The organism is Streptomyces sp. NPDC005281 (assembly GCF_040607495.1).
Taxonomy (GTDB): Bacteria; Actinomycetota; Actinomycetes; order Streptomycetales; family Streptomycetaceae; genus Streptomyces.
Window position 1 is genome coordinate 21,994 of record NZ_JBEXGX010000041.1, and the last position, 17,999, is coordinate 39,992.

Below are 17,999 nucleotides of genomic sequence, written 5' to 3' on the forward strand. Positions count from 1 at the left end.
TGTACGGCTCCCGGACGGGCTCTGGACGACTCAGCCGGTCGTGTACTGGTGGAGTCCGGGGACGGTCAGGGTTCCGCCGAACTGACCGGCCTGAACGACCTTCACCTTGGTGAAGTAGATCAGCGGGATGTTCAGCGGCGGAGGGTTGTCCGGGTCGAACGTGATCGGTATGAGGCCGAGCAGATTCCCGGATATGCTCTCCGTGTACATGATCGTCTTGCCGTTGCGGATGGTGGACGTCGAACCCGCCGCGGCCTGCACGTGGTACGTCTTGCCCGACTGCTTGTCCTCCACCGTCTGGTGCAGGTCCCCGATGTCGGTGCCGTCGGATATGACGTACTTCAGCACCTTCTTTATGGTGCCGTCGGCCGTCCTCACCTTGACTATGCCCTGGTAGTCGGCGCCCTTGAGGAGCAGCGAACTGGCGTTGAGGTACCAGGGGTCGGTCGGCAGGGCGACCGCGTTGTCCACGCCGCCCTGGTCGTCGGTGGCGACCGGGCAGTTCGCGGGCGTACTGGCGCTCGCGGAGGGGCTGGGCGACTCGGTGACTGCGGCGGCCGTGTCCTTGGCCGCTCCGGTGGCGTCCGAGGCGGCCTTCGACGCGGTGTCGGTGACCTTCCCGGTGGTGTCCTCGACCGTCTTGGTGACCTTGTCGGTCGTGTCCTTGACGGTGTCCGAGGCGCTCTTGCCGTCCGTGGTGTCCGAGCCGGTGCTCGCGCTCGCGGTCGCCGAGGCGGAGGGCTCCGGGGTGGAGCTCGCCGTCTCGTCGGGCGTGAGGATGTCCTTGATGACGTCGCCGACGCCCAGCGGGTCGAGCGGGTTCTTGCTGCTCTCGGACGCGGAGGGGGTCGGCGTGGACGCGCTGCTGTCCGCCGCCTTCTCCTGCGTGCTCGCGGAGGCCGACGGCGACGCGGTGGGCCCGGCCTTGTCGTCGGAACCTGAATCCGACGAAGAGGTCGTGTCCTTGGCCGTGGAGTCCGACGACGCGGAGGGCGTCGGCGTGGCCTGGTCGGAGGAAGCGCTCGCGCTCGCCGAGGCGGAGGGCGACGCCGTGTCCGACGCGTCCTTGCCGGTGACGGCCTCGACGCACGCCTGGTACTCCTCGGCCGTGAGGCTCTTGGAGGTGGAGTGGTCGTCGGCCTGGGCGAGCGTCGGGGTGAAGCCCATTCCCATGAGCACCGCCGTCGGCATCGCCGCGATGGCTATGACCTTGCCGGCGGGCATCTGGAACCTGGTGAGCAGCGGCTTCCTCGGGGCCGCGTGACGCGGCCCGGTTCTCACACGGGACTCCTCCACATCAGTCCCGTGGGTCACCTCGTCAGCCGGCACTGTGCCTCCCGTTCGCCCCGTTGGTCGGGCTCGTTCCTGACAGATCGTTCGGGTCGTCCGCACCGTCCACGGCCTCGGTACCGATGTGCTCGGCCACCGAACCCTCCGGCGTGTCCTGCTTGCCGAGGGAACCCGACGCTGCGTAGCCCTCATCGGGCTCGCCGGGAACCCAGGAGACCGCCATGGCGCCTCCGAGAAGGGCGAACAGGAAGCCGATCAGGAAGCCGCCCAGGTTGGCCACCGGAATGGACACCAGGGCGAGGAGGATCGCGGCTACACCCGCGAACGTCCGTACGTGCTTCTGGAACCAGAGGCTGATCCCGAGCACGACGAGGAGTACGCCGATGATCAGGGAACCGGCTCCGGCGGTGGTGGACATCGCCAGCGTCAGGTGGCCGAGCTGCAGGTGCGCGTACGGGAAGTACGCGATGGGGAAGCCACCGAACACGATGTACAGACCGGCCCAGAACGGGCGGTCGCCCCTCCAGTTACGGAAGTTCCGCCGGAACACCTGAAGGTAGTGCTCATCGTTCTGGGCGGGCGCGGCAGGAGTCTCGGCGCTCATGGAAACAGCTCCCTGGAACGGCATTGCTGTGAGAAGTACGCGTTGGGTGCTCCGCGTACGACGGGCGGAGCGGGGCGGGGCGGGCGAAGGGGCCTGAGCCTCCTCGCCCACCCCTGAGGTGCACTCAGTAGCACTCGTGGGTGCCCGCGGACACCGACATCTTCAGACCGCTGAGCTTGAACGTGCCGGCGGTGGTCGCCCACGCCGTCTGCTTGACGTCGGTCAGCGTGGCCGACTCGGCCTGCTGGGCGAACCCGTAGGGGTTGGCCTGCTCGCCGCCGCCCTTCATGCCCGGACCCTTGGTGGCGTCCTTGGCGGCAACACCGATGTCGATGTTCTTGAACGTCGCATCGGCGCCGAGGTCCTCGACGTCGATGTACAGGTTGTCCGCGTGCACCGGCGTACCGCTGCCGCCGGCCTTCAGCACGAGGCTGACGGAGCCGAGCAGCGGGATGTTCGGGGTGACGACGGACTGACACATGCTCGTGATGTCAGCGCTCTTGAACGCGGACACCGCGACGGGGTGCAGCGCCGCCTTGCCGTCGAGGCCGGTGCCCTGGTCGAGGGCTCCGTACTGCGAGAAGCCCTGACCCTCAAGCTTGTCCGCAGACACCTTGAACGACTGGCCGGAAACGCTGAACGACGCGGCGAGGGCACCCTGCGCGAGGGCGACACCTATCGCTGCCGTGGCTGCCACGCTGGGCACCATGACGACGGCGAACCGCTTCCATCTGGTCCCGCCACGCACCTGGGACATCATATTTTCCTCCTTCTCGGACGTACATCTCCTGGCCCTGACTGCCACGTTGCGGCGGCTCAGCCGGGCAGGGATGGGAGAAGTGCTACGTCCTCGGGAAGGAGAGCGCCTGTACCCGCTGGTGCTGGTGCACCCGGATCACCGGCGATCACCCCCGAGCGACAACCACTGGTCGCGCCTGACACACATCACGCACAACCTGCTGGACAGGCTCTGCCGGACGGCAAAGACCCCCCTGCCCAAGAACCGGCCGCACTGGCCGCCGGCCCTACTCGGTGGGGACCCAGAAAGTCCGCCGACCCGATTGGCTGTCGGGGTGCGGGAATGGACCGAGCGTCGCCGATCGTGGTGCATTCTCGCCGCGTGCACAAGGGGGTTCGTTACTCGCTAGTAACGGCGGGATAACCGAAGGACGACCCGTCGGCAACGGGTGGCGACGCAGGGTGGCACCGCCATGGGTGACAGAATGGTCAAATCCCGGACGGAAACAGACAGTTCAACGCTCTCGACTTACTACGAGTAACAGCGGCCGCGTTTACCAAGTTTTGGTAAAGCGCGGCCACATGCGTCCCTGTCGGCCAATCTTTCACCCGGGCATCACAAGCCCTGGCGTTTACCGACTGGTCAGAACAGCGCCCTGGCGAGGGCCCGGCGCGCCGCGATCACCCGCGGGTCGTCCGCACCCACCACCTCGAAGAGCTCCAGCAGCCGCACCCGTACGGCGTCCCGGTCGTCGCCCGCCGTGCGCCGCACCGTGTCGATGAGCCGCCCGAAGGCGTCCTCCACATGGCCGCCGACGAGATCCAGGTCGGCACCCGCGATCTGCGCGACCACGTCACCGGGATTGTCCGCGGCGTCGCTGCGCACCCGCTGCGGGTCGAGACCCTGCACGCGCTGGAGCAACTCGGCCTGAGCCAGGCCCAGTTTGGCCTCCATGTTGCCCGGGTCGTCGCCCAGCACGTTCTTGTACGCCTGGACGGCACCGCCGAAGTCACCCGCGTCCAGCGCCTGTACGGCGGCCTCCAGAAGCGCGTCGTACGGTCCGGCCGGCACCTCCTGCGCCACGGGGGACCCGTTCGGCCCGCCGTCCGCGTCGACCGTCAGGCCGGTCAGGCCGAAGCGCTGCTCGGCCACCTGGACGAGCTGGTCCAGGGTCCCGCGGATCTGCGCCTCGGCGGCGGCTCCCTGGAAGAGCGGCAGGGCCTGTCCGGCCACCACCGCGAAAACGGCCGGAATCCCCTGGACCCCGAACTGCTGCATCAGCATCTGGTTGGCGTCGACGTCGATCTTGGCGAGCACGAAGCGCCCGTCGTACTCGACCGCCAGCCGCTCCAGGAGCGGGCTCAGCTGCTTGCAGGGCTCGCACCATTCGGCCCAGAAGTCGATGACTACGGGCACTTCGGTGGAGCGCTGCAGGACATCCTGCTCGAATCCTGCCTCGTCGACGTCGATGACGAGGCTCGCGGGAGTCACGGCCCCGCCTCCGCCCTGCCTGGCCGCGTCGGCGCGCGCCAGCTCCGCCTTCGACTTGGCCTCCTGGGCCGCCTTCACCGCGGCGAGGTCGACGACTCCGCTCATGGACATGTTCCGTGGCTGCATGAGTACATCCTCCCCCTTCCTCGCGCACGTGTGAAAAGCGTCGTGAAAGCCAGGCTGTGTCAGGCCTGTTCGGCGCCGGGTCCCCACCCGGCGCCCGTGCGGTTGTCGCCGCGGTCGAGCTTTCGCTACGAGTCGTAGCGTAACTGCATGGGGGCACGCCCATGTGCCGTCTCCCGGTGATCTCCCTCACGGCTTCACAGAACCGCCGGATATCGCCGCCGAAGCGGCCGGATATGGTCACTGGTATGCAATGTCGCTCCCAGGCCGCCCGCACGGGCCGCCCCCGCAGCGCCGCCGCGGACGCCGCGATCCTGGAGGCGACGCGCACGGCCCTGGTCGAACTGGGCTGGTCCAAACTGACGTTGGGGTACGTGGCGACGCTCGCGGGGGTCGCGAAAACGACCCTCTACCGTCGCTGGGCGGGCAAGAACGAACTCGTCGTCGACGCGGTGGCCGAGCTCTTCGACGAGCTGGAGCTTCCCGACCGGGGCAGTCTCGCCGCCGACATCGAGGGCGTGGTGCTCCAGTTCGCGGCGATCCTGGACCGCCCCGAGGCGAAGACGGCGCTGATGGCCGTGGTCGCGGAGTCCACCCGTGACGAACCGCTGCGGGAGCGCATCCGCACGTCCATCGTCGACCGGCAGAAGCGCCTGGTCATGGAGGGCCGCGCCCGTGCCCAGGCACGCGGCGAACTCCCCCCGGAGTCGGACCCGGCCGCCGCCGACCGCACGGCCGCCCTGATCTTCGACGTGGTCGCCGGGGCGGTCGTCCACCGCACCCTGGTCAGCGCGGAGCCCGCGGACGAGGAATGGGTACGTTCGTTCACCCGCATCCTGCTCCTCGGCCTGACCGGCGCCACGGCCTCCGGCCCGGTAACCCCGGAGACGCCCTCAGCCCCCTGACAGGGGCGACGCGTTGGGTGGTCCGGCGCGGGTCGCGGGTGGTCCGTGGGTCGGGGCCGTGCCGGTACATCCGCCCGTCGCCGTTGGATCAGACGTCAGTCGACGAGGGAGCCGCTGCTCGATCCGGGCGTAAGCGACGGGCATCCGATGTACCGGCACGGCCCCTTCCGCGCACGGCCGACTGCGGGTGCGTCGTGGCACCCGACCATTTCAACCCCGGCCGGGGCAAGTTCCAGTGCCTCCGGAGCGGTAGTTCCAGCCCCTCCGGCGTTTGAGGAGCAGGGTCCGGGGCGGAGCCCCAGGGGTGGGAAGGGTAGGGGCGGAGGGGGCGAGAAAGGGCCTGTCCGGCCCCACCGCAGCCTCGGGCTCCGGGCTCGGCCCGGACCAGCCGGGTGCCTGGACCGCCGGGTGCCCGGTGGTCGCTGGACCGCCGGGTGCCCGGACCGCCGGGGAGCCAGGCAGCACAGGGGCGCCGGAACACCGGCCAGCCGGGCCGCCCGGGGTCAGAAACCTGCCGGCTCCACGTAGATGCCCCACTCGTCGCGCAGGACTCCACAGACCTCACCCAGCGTCGCCTCGGCGCGCACCGCCTCCAGCATGGGGGCGATCATGTTCGAGCCGTCGCGCGCGGCGGCGAGCATGGCGTCGAGCGCTCCACGCACCGCGGCCTCGTCGCGGTCCGACTTGCGTGAGGCCAGCACCCGCACCTGCTCGCGCTCCACCTCGTGGCTGACCCGGAGGATCTCCAGGTCGCCGGTCACGGACCCGTGGTGGACGTTGACGCCGACGACCCGCTTGTCGCCCTTCTCGACCGACCGCTGGTACTGGAACGCCGACTCGGCGATCTCCCCGGTGAACCAGCCGTCCTCGATCCCGCGCAGGATGCCGGAGGTGATGGGACCGATGGGGTGCCGCCCGTCCGGGTGCGCCCGCAGCCCCCGCTCCTTGATCTGCTCGAAGATCTTCTCCGCGTCGGCCTCGATCCGGTCCGTGAGCTGCTCGACGTACCAGGAACCGCCCAGCGGGTCGGCGACGTTGGCGACGCCGGTCTCCTCCATGAGCACCTGCTGGGTCCGCAGGGCGATCTCCGCGGCCTGCTCGGAGGGCAGGGCGAGCGTCTCGTCCAGCGCGTTGGTGTGCAGCGAGTTCGTGCCGCCGAGAACGGCCGCGAGCGCCTCCACGGCGGTCCGTACGACGTTGTTGTACGGCTGCTGGGCGGTCAGCGAGACACCGGCGGTCTGCGTGTGGAAGCGCAGCCACTGCGCCTTCTCGGAGGTGGCGCCGTACACGTCCCGCATCCAGCGGGCCCAGATCCGGCGGGCCGCGCGGAACTTGGCGATCTCCTCGAAGAAGTCGACGTGCGCGTCGAAGAAGAAGGAGAGGCCGGGGGCGAAGACGTTCACGTCGAGCCCGCGGGAGAGACCCAGCTCCACGTAGCCGAAGCCGTCGGCCAGCGTGTAGGCGAGCTCCTGCGCGGCCGTGGAGCCGGCCTCGCGGATGTGGTATCCGGAGACGGACAGCGGCTTGTACGCGGGGATCTTCTCGGCGCAGTGCTCCATCAGGTCGCCGATGAGGCGCAGATGCGGCTCGGGCTGGAAGAGCCACTCCTTCTGCGCGATGTACTCCTTGAAGATGTCGGTCTGGAGGGTGCCGTTCAGCACGGCGGGGTCGATGCCCTGGCGCTCGGCGGCGACCAGGTACATGCAGAAGACCGGCACGGCGGGACCGCTGATCGTCATCGACGTGGTGACGTCACCGAGCGGGATGTCCTGGAAGAGGACCTCCATGTCGGCGGCGGAGTCGATCGCGACACCGCAGTGCCCGACCTCGCCGAGCGCACGGGGGTCGTCCGAGTCGCGGCCCATCAGGGTGGGCATGTCGAAGGCCACGGAGAGGCCCCCGCCGCCGTTGGCGAGGATCTTCTTGTAGCGCTCGTTCGTCTGCTCGGCGTTGCCGAACCCGGCGAACTGCCGGATGGTCCACGTACGCCCCCGGTAGCCGGTCGCGTACAGACCGCGGGTGAAGGGGTACTCGCCGGGCCAGCCGATCTGCTCGAAGCCCTCGTAGTTGTCCCCGGGCCGGGGACCGTACACCGGCTCCACGGAATCACCGGAGAGCGTGGTGAAGTCGGCCTCGCGCTTGCGCGAAGCGTCGTAACGGGCCTGCCAGCGTCGGCGGCCTTCCTCGATGGCGTGAGCGTCCATACCCTCGAATTTACTAGGACGTCCTAGTAAATGTCGATGGCAAACCGCCGTACGGTCTCGTACGGCGGTGTGGATCAGGCTCCGACGGCCGCGGGGGAAGCCTCCGCGATCTTGGACTCCAGCTCGTGGCTGATACGGCGCTCCACGAAGAAGGCGGCCGTGGGAATCGTGCCCGCCAGCAGCACCCAGAGCTGCTTGCCGACCGGCCACTTCGCCTTGGAGCCCAGGTCGAAGGCGAAGATCAGGTAGACGACGTACAGCCAGCCGTGCGCGATCGCGACGACACGGGTGAAGTCCGCGGCTCCGTCGACGCCCATGCCGTACTTGGCGATCATGCTGAGGCACAACAGGACCAGCAGCACACCGGTGACGTAGGCCATGACGCGGTAGCGGGTCAACACGCTCTTCTTCATGGCACGAGGGTAACCACCGTTTTCGCGCGATCTTCACGCGCCCCCACGCCTCGCCTCTCCAGGCCTACGACGCCCCGCCCCGGCCCGGTGCCCCGCCCGTCGGCCGGCTACTGGTCGTCGAAGTCGCGCGCGGCGACCCGCAGCGGCCGCAGCATCGCGAAGATCTCCGCGCACTCCTCGGAGTCGTAGACGCCGAGCCCGAAGTCCATCGCCATCAGATCGCGGGTGGCCGCGTCGCAGACCTCACGGCCCTTGTCCGTGATGGAGGCCAGGGTGCCCCGGCCGTCGTTCGGGTTGGGCCGCTTGTCGACGAGCCCGGACCGCACCAGCCGGTCCACCGTGTTCGTGACGGACGTCGGGTGCACCATGAGCCGCTCGCCGATCTTGGACATCGGCAGCTCGCCCGCCTTGGAGAAGGTGAGCAGCACCAGTGCCTCGTAGCGCGCGAAGGTCAGTCCGTACGGCTTGACGACCGCGTCCACCTCGGCGAGCAGGATCTGGTGCGCGCGCATGATCGAGGTGATGGCGGACATGGACGGCACGGAACCCCAGCGCTGCTGCCAGTGTTCGTCGGCGCGGGCGATGGGATCGAAGGCAAGACTGAGCGGCTTCGGCACGCCGACGACCATACCGGCCGGTCACATCGTGGTCAGCCCCGTCTCGCTTTTCGGTATCGGACCCCTGGGAGGGCCGGGTCCGGGGCGGTTCGGGAGCGGGTCCGGGACCACTGATCGGGAGCGGATCCGTGAGCACGCATCGGGGCGGCTTCGGGACCACGGCCCGGGGCGGCTTCGGGACCACGGATCGGGGCGCGGGTCCGGGACCTCACCCGTCCCCGTTCCCCCGGCCGCCCTCCTGGCTCCGCGCCGCCGTGTGTTCGGTGCGGCGGGCCGCCACCGCCAGGGCGGCACAGACCACGGTCCCGAGGACACCCGCACTCACCACCGTCGCCCTCACCCCGGCGAACTCCGCCACCACGCCCGACAAGGCCATGCCCACGCCCTGGACGGTCATCAGCCCGGCCGAGTTCAGCGTCATGGCCCGCCCCAGCAGTTCGTCCGGCACCGCCCGCACGAACCACTGGTCCAGGCCGAGGGTGTACGCCGATCCGGCGCCCGCGAGCACCAGCAGGGCCAGCGACCAGCCGAGACCGGGCCGCAGCGCGTACGCCGCGTAGGGCAGCACCGTGACACAGACCAGCGGAAGTGCGAGCCGGCTGCGGGTCGCCGGCCGCAGCCGCGAACCCGCGAACAGTTCCCCCGCGATCGTGCCGACGGGCAGCGCGCACATCAGCAGGCCGAGCCCGGCCGTACCGGCCCCGAGCCCCTCGGCGTACGGCGCCGCCAGCGCCTCCGGCGCGACGACGAACATCGGCGGCACCCAGAACAGCAGGAGCAGCACGAGGATCCGCCGGTCGGCCAGCAGGTGACGGGCACCGCGCAGGGAGTCGCGCACGAGCGCCTGCCCCTCGTTCGCCCGCGCGGGCCGTCGCCGGGTGCCGAAGCGCAGGAACGCGGCGGAGAGCAGGAAGGTGCAGACCGTGACGAGGAGCGCGTGGCGCGGGGAGACGACGGTGAGGAGCAGGCCGCCGGCCCCGAACCCGGCGAGCAGCGCGCTCTGCGACAGGATCCGCAGCAGGGAGCGGCCGAGCACGAACAGTTCGCCGTCGCCGAGGACGTCCGCGAGGGTCGCCGTCCGGGTGCCCTGGAAGACCGGGGCGACCAGGGCGAGCGCGACCCGCATCGTGAGCAGCACGGCGACGGGCGCGCCCGGCAGCACCATCACGGCCACGCAGCCCGCGCACACCAGGTCGCACACCACCAGCACCCGGCGGGCCGGGAAGCGGTCCGCGACGCCCGCGAGCAGGGTCCCGCCGATCAAGTAGGGCAGGAAGCCGAGCGCGAACGTCAGGGCGCTCAGCAGCGGGGAGCCCGTCAGCCCGTAGACGAGGACGGAGAGCGCGATCTCGCTGACGACGAGGCCGAGCAGCGAGAACGCGTGTGCCACGAACACGGCACGGAACTCGGGCACCGCGAACACGGGCCCGTAGCCGGTCCGCGCGGGAACGGCCTCCGTGGCACCTTCCGCAGCCCCCGCGGTGCCAGACGCCTCCACGCCTGTGGGGCTCTCCGCAGCAGTCGTCGCCGCCTTCTCCGTGATCGGTGTACCGGCGATGTCCGCCGCGGGCGTCGCGCGGCCCTCGACGGCGGGCACGGCGGCTTCCCCCGTGGCGGACGCTGCGGCGCTCCCCGTCGCGGGCGCTACGGCGCTCCCCCCGGCGGACGCGGCGGCGTCCCCCGTGGCGGGCGCCGCGATGCTCCCCGTGGCGGGTGTGAGCGTGTTGTCTGTGGTGGGCGTCTGTGCGGGCACCGTCGTTGTGCCCTTCGTCTCTGCTTCCGGCATGGGCGACAGCGTGCCCGGATCCGCCCCGGAGCCGTAGAGTTTCGGCTTCAGCCGAATCTTCTGGGGTCACTTCATGCCGTCACTGCTGCACTTCGGGGAGGACGACCTCCTCAACTGCCGGTTCGCGGTGTCGCCGCTGTGGGAGACGCAGGAGGCGGTCCGCACACTCGACCGGCCCGCCCGGCACGGCTATCACGCACCCTGGCTGCGCCGCATGCGCGCCGCGTCCGCCGGACTCGACCTCTCCCCGCTGTGGCTCCTGATGCCGCAGCGCGGCTACTCCCCCGACTGGCTCGGACCGCCCCCGCTGGGCCCGGCGGCGAGCTTCGAGGAGGAGATCGCCGCCATCCGCTCGGCCGACCCCGGCGTGGCCCGCGAGGAGAGCGCGCGTTCGCTCGCCGACACCCCCGGCGCCCTGGCGTCGCCGCGCGGCCGGGCCCTGCTGGCCGACCCGGCCCGCATGGTGCGGGAACTGACGGACCTGCTGGAACAGGCCTGGCACAGCCTCGTCGAACCGGACTGGCCACGGCTGCGCGCCCTGCTGGACGCCGACATCGCCTTCCACTCCCGGCGGCTCGCCGAGGTCGGCCTCGGCGGACTCCTCCCCGAGATCGACCGGCGTTTCGGCTGGCGCTCCCACACCCTGACCGTCGAGGTCGGGGGCCGGCACGAACGGCACCTGGCCGGCCAGGGCCTGGTCCTCATGCCGAGCGTGTTCTCCTGGCCGGACGTGATCAGCGGTTTCGAGCCTCCCTGGCAGGCGACCCTCGTCTACCCCGCGCGCGGCATCGGCGGCCTGTGGACCGAGCCGGCCGACCATACCCCCGACGCGCTCGTACGGCTCCTCGGGCGCGGCCGGGCCGCCGTGCTCACCGCCCTCGGCGAACCGGCCGGCACGACCTCGCTCGCGCACCGGCTGGGCCTCGCCCCGTCGTCGGTCTCCGCGCATCTCACCGCGTTGCGCGACGCGGGCCTGCTCGTCTCGCGCCGCTACGGGCACCAGGTGCTGTACGAACGGACGCCGCTCGGAATCGCGCTGGCCTCGGGCGGCACCTGACCGGGGACCGCGGGGAAACCAGGGCATCGGAGTCCCCGGGAAACGCCCGTCGCGCCACGCCGCCTCCCCACCGTAATGTCCGCTTGTGCCACGATTGGTGACCGGTCGTCACCTTCACGCAAGGGAGCAGCATGCCCCGGCTGATCCACGCCCTCGCGGCACTCGCGGCGCTCGGGCTCACGGCGGGCTGCGCGTCCGCGCCCGAGGCCGGCCGGTCCGCGGTCGCCGGTGGCGCCTCGAAGCAGGCGGGCGCCGTCGCCCGCTCACCCTTCTGGGTCGACCCCCAGGGCCCGGCCGCCCGGCAGATCGAGCTGTGGCGCCGGCAGGGCCGTACCGCGGACGCCGCGTCGCTGGGGCGGATCGCGGAGGAGCCCCTCGCCCTGTGGCCGGCCGGCGAGGTCGACCCGGGCCCGGCGGTCCGGTCGGCGATCGCCTCCGCGACCCGGGAAGGGCGGACGGCGCTCTTCGTGGCGTACGACATCCCGCACCGGGACTGCGGCCAGCACTCGGCGGGCGGGGCGGTGGACGCGGACGCCTACCGGCGGTGGATCGGCCGGTTCGCCGACGCCCTCGGTGACGGCCGGGCCGTGGTGGTCCTGGAACCGGACGCCGTCGCCCACATCGTGGACGGCTGTACGCCCGGCGACTACCACGACGAGCGCGAGCTGCTGCTGAGCGAGGCGGTCGTCCGGCTGAAGCGCCAGCCGCGCACCAGGGTGTACCTGGACGCCGGGAACCCCGCCTGGATCCCCGACTCCGGGAAGCTGGTCGAGCCGCTGGAGCGGGCGGGCATCGCGAACGCCGACGGCTTCTCGCTCAACGTCTCCAACTTCCAGACGGACACGGTCAGCAAGGAGTACGGCGTCCGCCTCTCCGGCAGGCTCGGCGGCAAGCACTTCGTCGTCGACACGAGCCGCAACGGCAACGGCCCGCTGGAGGGGGTCTGGTGCAACCCGCCGGGCCGGGCGCTCGGCACCCCGCCGACCACGGCCACCGGTGAACCCGCGCTCGACGCGTACCTGTGGATCAAGCGGCCCGGCGAGTCGGACGGGGAATGCGGGGGCGGTCCGGCGGCCGGCCGTTGGTGGCCCGACTACGCCCTGGGGCTGACGCGCGGCACCACCGGCTGACGGCCACCGGCCTCCGTTCCCCGGTTCCCCGGTTCCCCGGTTCTCCGCTCCCCGCTCCCCGCTCTCCGCTCTCCACTCTCCGCTCTCCAGCGTTACCTGACGTGGATCCACTTCGCCTCGGACGGCGTTCCCTGGGCGTCCGTCACGAAGAGCATGTACCAGCCGGGCGGCACCAGTGACGGGTCCCGCGGTACGTCGACGGTGACCGAGTCCGCCGTCTTCGTCAGCCCCAGCGCGATCGACCGCTGCTCGACGTCCGTGGTGTGGGTGACGGCGCTGGGCCGCATCAGCCGGGCCTTGGCCACCCGATCCGGACGGGCGGTGGCGAACGTCGCCCGGTGGTTCACGTCGAGTTCCTCGGGGCCCGCGCCCAGCACCGGACGGTTCGCCCCGTCGCGGTGCAGGGCGGGCGGAGTGAACACCTCCATGCGCTGTTCGAAGTGGCCCAGTCTGGTGTTCCGCCGATCGTCGAAGAGCGGGTCGGAGCCGAAGGTGGCGACGCGGCCGTCGGGCAGGAGCAGCGCCTCCGAGTGGTAGTTGCGGCCCACGCGGGGGGAGGCGGCCTCGTGGAAGGTGTTGGTCCGGGGATCGTAGAACTGCGCCCCGAGGATGTTGCTGGCGCCGCGGCCGCGGTAGTCGCGGGAGCCGTTGGTGGTGAAGACGGTGTCGTCCGGCATGATCACGCTGTTCAGATAGCGGGTGCCCTCGGGCAGGTCCGGGCCGTCCTCGAAGGCCGGGCTGCCCTTCTTGAGGTCGACGACGGCGGTCCGGGCGGTGGACTTCCTCGACTCGCCGACGCCTCCGCCGCCGAGGATCATCACCTTCTGGTCCTGTGCGGGAGGCAGCAGGACCGAGGCGGAGGTCTCCGTCCGGTCGGCGTCCCGCAGGCCGGGCACCTTCTGGAACGTGTTGGTCCGCGGGTCCCACAGGCCCGGCTCGCGGCCCTGGTCGGCGGGTCCGTATCCGGCGTTGGAGGCCGGGTAGAAGAGCTTGCCGCCCTTGGTGAGGAAGAGGGCCGGGTAGGTGGGGAAGTAGCGGTGGGGCCCGGGGCTCCACTTCTTGGTCACCGGGTCGTAGATCTCGGTGTCGCCGGGGTCGATGACCCCGACGTCGTCGAGTCCGGAGACCGCGAGGACCCGTCCGTCGTCCAGTCCCACCAGGGTCGGGTACCAGCGGGCCTTGTCCATCGGGTCGACGGGGATGTACCGCTCGGCCGACGGGTCGAACTCGTACGCGGCCCTGATGCCCTGGAAGTCCTGCTTCTCCAGGGTGATCTTCTCCGAGAGGCCGTACGTGTTCCGGGCGTCCTCGCCGCGCAGGCCAACGATCTCGTACTGGGCCTGCCGGCCGGTGACCGCCCGTGGTCCCTTCTCCTCGGCCTCCACGAAGACCCGGGCCTCTCCGGCGGTGACCTCGGTCCTCCAGGGCCGCATGGCACCGCTGCGGTCGTAGGTGATGACCTGGTTCCGTCTGGCCCTGGGGACCGTCACGTCGACCCTGGTGACGTAGTCGACGCCGGCGGGCGAGCGGAAGACGGTGCCCTTCTTCAGGACGATGGCCCTGTCGGGGTTCTCGTTCTTCACCCGCATGCCGCCGCCGGCCCGTACGACCTCGCCGTCCAGCTTCTCGTAGCGGGCGGTGCCGCCGGCCACGAGCATCCTGCCGTCGGGGAGCTGGGCGTGCCCGGAGCAAAAGAAGTCGTCCGGTGTGGGGATCTTCTTGAAGGTGTCCGTCCGCGGATCCCACAGGATCGTGTCGAAGGACCCCATGTCGAACTTCTTCTGCTCGTTGCCCGACCCGGCGACGATGAGCACCTTCCCGGTGTGCAGCAGCGCCGCGTGGATCGCGTTGGTGCGGTACTTCTCGGGGATGTCGACCCCGCTCCAGGAGCCGTACTGCGCCTGGTAGGCGGGCCGGGAGATCTCGTACTCGTGGTAGGTCTCACCGGCGAGGCCGAGCGCGGCCGGGGCGTTGAGTCCCGCGAGGACGGCGATGCCCGCGATGCCGAGCAGCCTCTTCTTCGTCTTCTTCGAGAGCCGGTACGCCTTCTTCGGGGGCCGGTACGCCATGGCCTAGGTGCCTCCTGTCGTGGAGCCGGTGACCGGGACGGGCGCGGCGGCCACCGACTCCCGGCTGTCGGGAAGCCGGACACGCCCGGGCGCCGCGGGCCCGCGGGCGCGGCGCTCCCCGGCGCGGGTGCGGAGCCAGACCGCGACCGGGGCGAGGGAGATACCCATGGCCAGCAGCGCCCAGGTCCGCATGGCCGCGTGGGTGTGGCCGAGGACGGCCGAGGCGCCGAGCGAGACGGCGAGCAGCGCGGCCCAGCCGAGGTGGACCCGGAACGTCCCCAGCCGGTCGGGGCTCGCGTCGTGGCCCTTCGGGGTGACGACGAAGCGGCTGGGGCGCCGGAGGACCGCCTCGCACAGCGCCTTCAGATAGATGGGCGCCGACAGGGCCGACATCGCCATGCCGGCCAGACCGCCCGATCCCTCGGGTTCGTGCGGTGAGACGTTGTGCCGCCGGTTCCACAGGTACAGACAGATCTGAAGGGCGGCGGCGTCGCTGTAGAGCATCATCCACACGGACGCGGTGACCTGGGTGCCCGATGCCCCGAACCACAGGAACAGGAAGCAGCTGAGGATGCCCAGAAGCCAGTTGACGGCCGTCATCGGGTAGTAGAGAAGCATCAGCGTGTACGAGAGGAGCCGGCCGGGCGGCATGGTGAACAGCGCCTTCCCGTACTGCTTGAGCAGGGTCTCGTAGGTACCGCGCGACCAGCGCAGCTGCTGGGTGAAGAAGTCGGTCCAGGAGGAGGGCCCCTCGCCGACGGCGAGCACGTCGGGCGTGTAGACGGAGCGCCAGTGCCGGCCCGTCCGGGGGTTGCGGTGCCGGTGCAGTTCGAACCCGGTGGCCATGTCCTCGGTGATGGAGTCGTACAGCCCGCCGATCTGCCTGAGTGCGGCGATCCGGACGACGTTGTTGGTGCCGACGAACATGGGCGAGCCGTAGCGGTTGCCGGCGCGCTGGATCAGGGCGTGGAAGAGGAACTGCTGGGACTCGGCGGCCTTGGTGACGGGGTTCTCGTAGTTCCCGTACACCTGGGGGCCGACGACGAACGCGACGTCGGGGTCCCGGAAGTAGCCCATCATGCGCTCGAGGAAGCCGGGCAGCGGGACATGGTCGGTGTCGACGGAGGCGAAGAAGTCGTACGCGCGCCCGTGGAGGGCGAGCCAGGCGTTGTAGTTGCCGTGCTTGGTGCGGGCCCTGTGGCTTCCCTCGGGGCGGTTCCACTCGGGCACCCCGAACCGGGTGAAGTGCCTGACGCCGAGCTCGGCGCAGAGGGCTCTGGCCTGGTCGTCGTCGCCCTCGTCGAGGAGCCAGACGTCGAGGGGGCCGGTGTGGGTGAGGGCGACCGCGCCCTCGAGGGTGGCGCGGACCGTGGCGAGGGGTTCCTTTCCCGGGACGTAGGTGGTGAGGAAGGCGACCCGGGTTCCGTGCGAGGGCGGGACGGGAACGGGGTCGCGCGCGACCATCGTCGCGTGGGCGATGCTCAGGACGTTGACGACCATGAAGAGTTCGATCAGGCCGATGGCGACGAGCATCGTGGTGTCGAGGGCGATCCGCCACGGCTCGCCGCCTTCGCGTTCCACCCAGTGGGTGGGCCACACGAGATAGACGAGGAGCGCGCCGGTGAGGACCGGGGCGAGGGTCATCAGCAGGACGGCGCTTGTTCGGTGCGGCTCTCGCGACAGGAGCTTGGTGTACTGCACCCGGTAGCCGGTGCCGGACGGCTGGGTCAGGGGTCCGGCGAGTCGGCCGTAGGTGTCGTAGTCGTAGCCCGCGGGCCGCACATCGCCCTCCCGTGGTTGAACGAGCCGGTGATCGTTACGGCTGGTACCCATACATAAGTGGAGTTTTGACGACGTGTCGACCGGGGCGCGTCCGATGGGGTGCGGTGCCGGGCGGGCGGGTTGTCTTTCGTCCCCGGGACGGCCGTCGGGCGCCGGGCGTGGAACTGGGCGCGCGGGCAGGCCGAGGCGGGCGCCGGCCGGACATGCGTGAACCCCGGCCCTGGGGACCGGGGTTCACGTAGCGGGGCCCGCGCCCGCGGCTGTGCCGATATGCCGACATACCGTCATGCGGTCATGCGGTCATGACGTCATGGCGACAGGTGCCGCTCCACCGTCTCCACCTTGGAGGTGAGGCCGTCCGTCACGCCGGGCCTGATGTCCGCCTTGAGGACGACGGAGACCCGGGGCGCGCGCTCCTCGACGGCGGCGACGGCACGCTTGACGACGGCCATCACTTCGTCCCAGTCGCCCTCGATCGAGGTGAACATCGCGTCGGTACGGTTGGGCAGGCCCGATTCACGGACCACGCGGACGGCGTCGGCGATGTACTCCCCCACTTCCTCGCCGACACCGAGCGGCGTCACGGAGAAGGCGACGATCATGCGTTCACGACCCCTTCCTCAGGGGTGCGGGAGGCGATGACCGCATTCTCGGACTCGCGCTTGAGCTTGCGCTCGGCGAAGAAGCCGCCGGTGGGCAGGACGGAGAGGACGAAGTAGAGGACGCCGGTGCCGGCGCTCCAGCGGGCCCGGTTCCAGGCGTCCAGCCAGAAGATCACGTACAGGACGAAGAGGACGCCGTGGACCGCGCCCATCACGGGCACGGCGTTGAAGTCCGTGGTCCGCTTCAGCACCGAGCAGACGAGCAGCAGCAGGAAGGAAACGGCCTCGGGGGCCGAGACCAGGCGGAGCCGGCGGAGTGCGGTGGCGGTCTTTATGTCCACGGGTCACCTTCGGTGGGATTCGCTAGTCGGGGGAACGCTTCCTTGTGAACGCACGCACAAGCGTCCCGGCCATTGTGGCATCCGGCGGACGTGATCCCGGGCCCGGGGGCGGGCGACACCACCCGACAGGCCCTGGGGGGCGGATCAGGGGTGGGATCCACCCGCGGGCTCTGTCGGCCGTCCGGCGGTGCGGTTACCTTCACTGCGTGGCGATGTTTCGACTTCAGGGCAGCAAGGTGCTGGCCGTCGACATGACCGGGGACGCTGTGAAGGCGAAGAACGGCTCCATGGTCGCGTACGACGGTCAGATGGCCTTCAAGAAGCTGAGCGGGGGCGGTGAGGGGCTACGGGGGATGGTGACCCGGCGCCTCACCGGCGAGCAGATGACGGTGATGGAGGTGAAGGGGCACGGCACCTGCTGGTTCGCGGACCGGGCCTCGGAGATCAACCTGGTGTCCCTCCAGGGGGACAAGCTGTACGTGGAGTCGAGCAATCTGCTCGCCACGGACACCGGCCTGCGCACGGGCACGACGTTCACGGGGCTGCGCGGCGCCTCGCAGGGCAACGGACTGTTCACGACCACCGTCGAGGGCCACGGCCAGGCGGCGATCACGTCGGACGGGCCCGCGGTGGTGCTGCGGGTCAGCGCCCAGTACCCGCTGACGGTCGATCCGGGTGCCTACATCGCGCATCAGGGCGATGTGCGGCAGTCGCTCCAGTCCGGTGTGACGTTCCGCACGTTCCTCGGCGAGGGCGGGGGCGAGGCGTTCCAGATGCGCTTCGAGGGCGACGGGCTGGTCTACGTCCAGCCCAGTGAGCGCAACACGATCGCGGGAGATGTGTGAG

At 70.7% G+C, this 17,999-nt stretch carries 16 protein-coding genes; 4 read left to right on the forward strand and 12 right to left on the reverse strand.

The window, feature by feature from the left end; all coding sequences use genetic code 11:
* Positions 1-30: 30 nt before the first annotated feature.
* The 4 genes from ABZV42_RS36850 to ABZV42_RS36865 form a co-directional block, all read right to left on the reverse strand.
* Positions 31-1,329, reverse strand: a complete 1,299-nt coding sequence (locus ABZV42_RS36850; RefSeq protein ID WP_355981666.1) for a hypothetical protein — start codon at positions 1,327-1,329, stop codon at positions 31-33.
* Positions 1,319-1,894 (reverse strand): DUF6114 domain-containing protein, encoded by a 576-nt coding sequence (locus ABZV42_RS36855; RefSeq protein ID WP_355981663.1) that lies wholly within the window; start codon positions 1,892-1,894, stop codon positions 1,319-1,321. Before ABZV42_RS36855 ends, ABZV42_RS36850 begins: the two co-directional genes overlap by 11 nt.
* A gap of 124 nt (positions 1,895-2,018) precedes the next feature.
* Positions 2,019-2,654, reverse strand: coding sequence for a DUF6230 family protein (locus ABZV42_RS36860; RefSeq protein ID WP_355981660.1), 636 nt, complete (start codon positions 2,652-2,654; stop codon positions 2,019-2,021).
* Between the two features lie 621 nt (positions 2,655-3,275).
* On the reverse strand, positions 3,276-4,250 hold the full coding sequence (locus ABZV42_RS36865) for a tetratricopeptide repeat protein (RefSeq protein WP_355981657.1): 975 nt from the start codon (positions 4,248-4,250) through the stop codon (positions 3,276-3,278).
* A gap of 245 nt (positions 4,251-4,495) precedes the next feature.
* On the opposite strand from ABZV42_RS36865, the gene ABZV42_RS36870 reads away from it, so the two are divergent.
* On the forward strand, positions 4,496-5,152 hold the full coding sequence (locus ABZV42_RS36870; protein ID WP_355981655.1) for a TetR/AcrR family transcriptional regulator: 657 nt from the start codon (positions 4,496-4,498) through the stop codon (positions 5,150-5,152).
* Between the two features lie 503 nt (positions 5,153-5,655).
* On the opposite strand, the gene ABZV42_RS36875 is transcribed toward ABZV42_RS36870, so the two are convergent.
* The 4 genes from ABZV42_RS36875 to ABZV42_RS36890 all read right to left on the reverse strand — a co-directional run bounded on the left by ABZV42_RS36875 (position 5,656) and on the right by ABZV42_RS36890 (position 9,809).
* Entirely contained in the window at positions 5,656-7,356 is a 1,701-nt protein-coding gene (locus tag ABZV42_RS36875; protein ID WP_355981652.1) for a methylmalonyl-CoA mutase family protein, read from the reverse strand.
* 74 nt (positions 7,357-7,430) lie between these two features.
* Complete coding sequence (locus ABZV42_RS36880; RefSeq protein ID WP_355981650.1) at positions 7,431-7,769, reverse strand: DUF3817 domain-containing protein; 339 nt, start codon at positions 7,767-7,769, stop codon at positions 7,431-7,433.
* Between the two features lie 107 nt (positions 7,770-7,876).
* On the reverse strand, positions 7,877-8,386 hold the full coding sequence (locus ABZV42_RS36885) for a MarR family transcriptional regulator (RefSeq protein WP_355981648.1): 510 nt from the start codon (positions 8,384-8,386) through the stop codon (positions 7,877-7,879).
* Between the two features lie 208 nt (positions 8,387-8,594).
* On the reverse strand, positions 8,595-9,809 hold the full coding sequence (locus tag ABZV42_RS36890) for an MFS transporter (protein ID WP_356055869.1): 1,215 nt from the start codon (positions 9,807-9,809) through the stop codon (positions 8,595-8,597).
* A 436-nt stretch (positions 9,810-10,245) separates the two neighbouring features.
* Between ABZV42_RS36890 and ABZV42_RS36895 the strand changes: the two genes are divergently transcribed.
* Complete coding sequence (locus ABZV42_RS36895) at positions 10,246-11,229, forward strand: DUF5937 family protein (RefSeq protein ID WP_355981643.1); 984 nt, start codon at positions 10,246-10,248, stop codon at positions 11,227-11,229.
* Between the two features lie 131 nt (positions 11,230-11,360).
* Positions 11,361-12,359 carry a glycoside hydrolase family 6 protein gene (locus ABZV42_RS36900; RefSeq protein ID WP_356055847.1) on the forward strand — a complete coding sequence of 333 codons (999 nt, stop codon included), beginning with the start codon at positions 11,361-11,363 and terminating at the stop codon, positions 12,357-12,359.
* A 92-nt stretch (positions 12,360-12,451) separates the two neighbouring features.
* Here the strand turns inward: ABZV42_RS36900 and ABZV42_RS36905 are convergent, their stop codons facing one another.
* The 4 genes from ABZV42_RS36905 to ABZV42_RS36920 all read right to left on the reverse strand — a co-directional run bounded on the left by ABZV42_RS36905 (position 12,452) and on the right by ABZV42_RS36920 (position 17,153).
* Entirely contained in the window at positions 12,452-14,428 is a 1,977-nt protein-coding gene (locus ABZV42_RS36905) for a kelch motif-containing protein (protein ID WP_356055849.1), read from the reverse strand.
* Between the two features lie 3 nt (positions 14,429-14,431).
* Positions 14,432-16,210, reverse strand: a complete 1,779-nt coding sequence (locus ABZV42_RS36910) for a cellulose synthase catalytic subunit (RefSeq protein WP_356055872.1) — start codon at positions 16,208-16,210, stop codon at positions 14,432-14,434.
* Between the two features lie 308 nt (positions 16,211-16,518).
* Positions 16,519-16,812 (reverse strand): MTH1187 family thiamine-binding protein, encoded by a 294-nt coding sequence (locus ABZV42_RS36915; RefSeq protein ID WP_356055851.1) that lies wholly within the window; start codon positions 16,810-16,812, stop codon positions 16,519-16,521.
* Positions 16,809-17,153: a DUF3817 domain-containing protein gene (locus tag ABZV42_RS36920; protein ID WP_355981631.1), complete on the reverse strand. Its 345-nt coding sequence runs from the start codon at positions 17,151-17,153 to the stop codon at positions 16,809-16,811. The genes ABZV42_RS36915 and ABZV42_RS36920 overlap by 4 nt, the downstream gene beginning before the upstream one ends.
* A 212-nt stretch (positions 17,154-17,365) precedes the next feature.
* Here ABZV42_RS36920 and ABZV42_RS36925 point away from each other — a divergent pair, with 212 nt between their 5' ends.
* Positions 17,366-17,998 carry an AIM24 family protein gene (locus ABZV42_RS36925; RefSeq protein WP_355981744.1) on the forward strand — a complete coding sequence of 211 codons (633 nt, stop codon included), beginning with the start codon at positions 17,366-17,368 and terminating at the stop codon, positions 17,996-17,998.
* Position 17,999 lies beyond the last annotated feature (1 nt).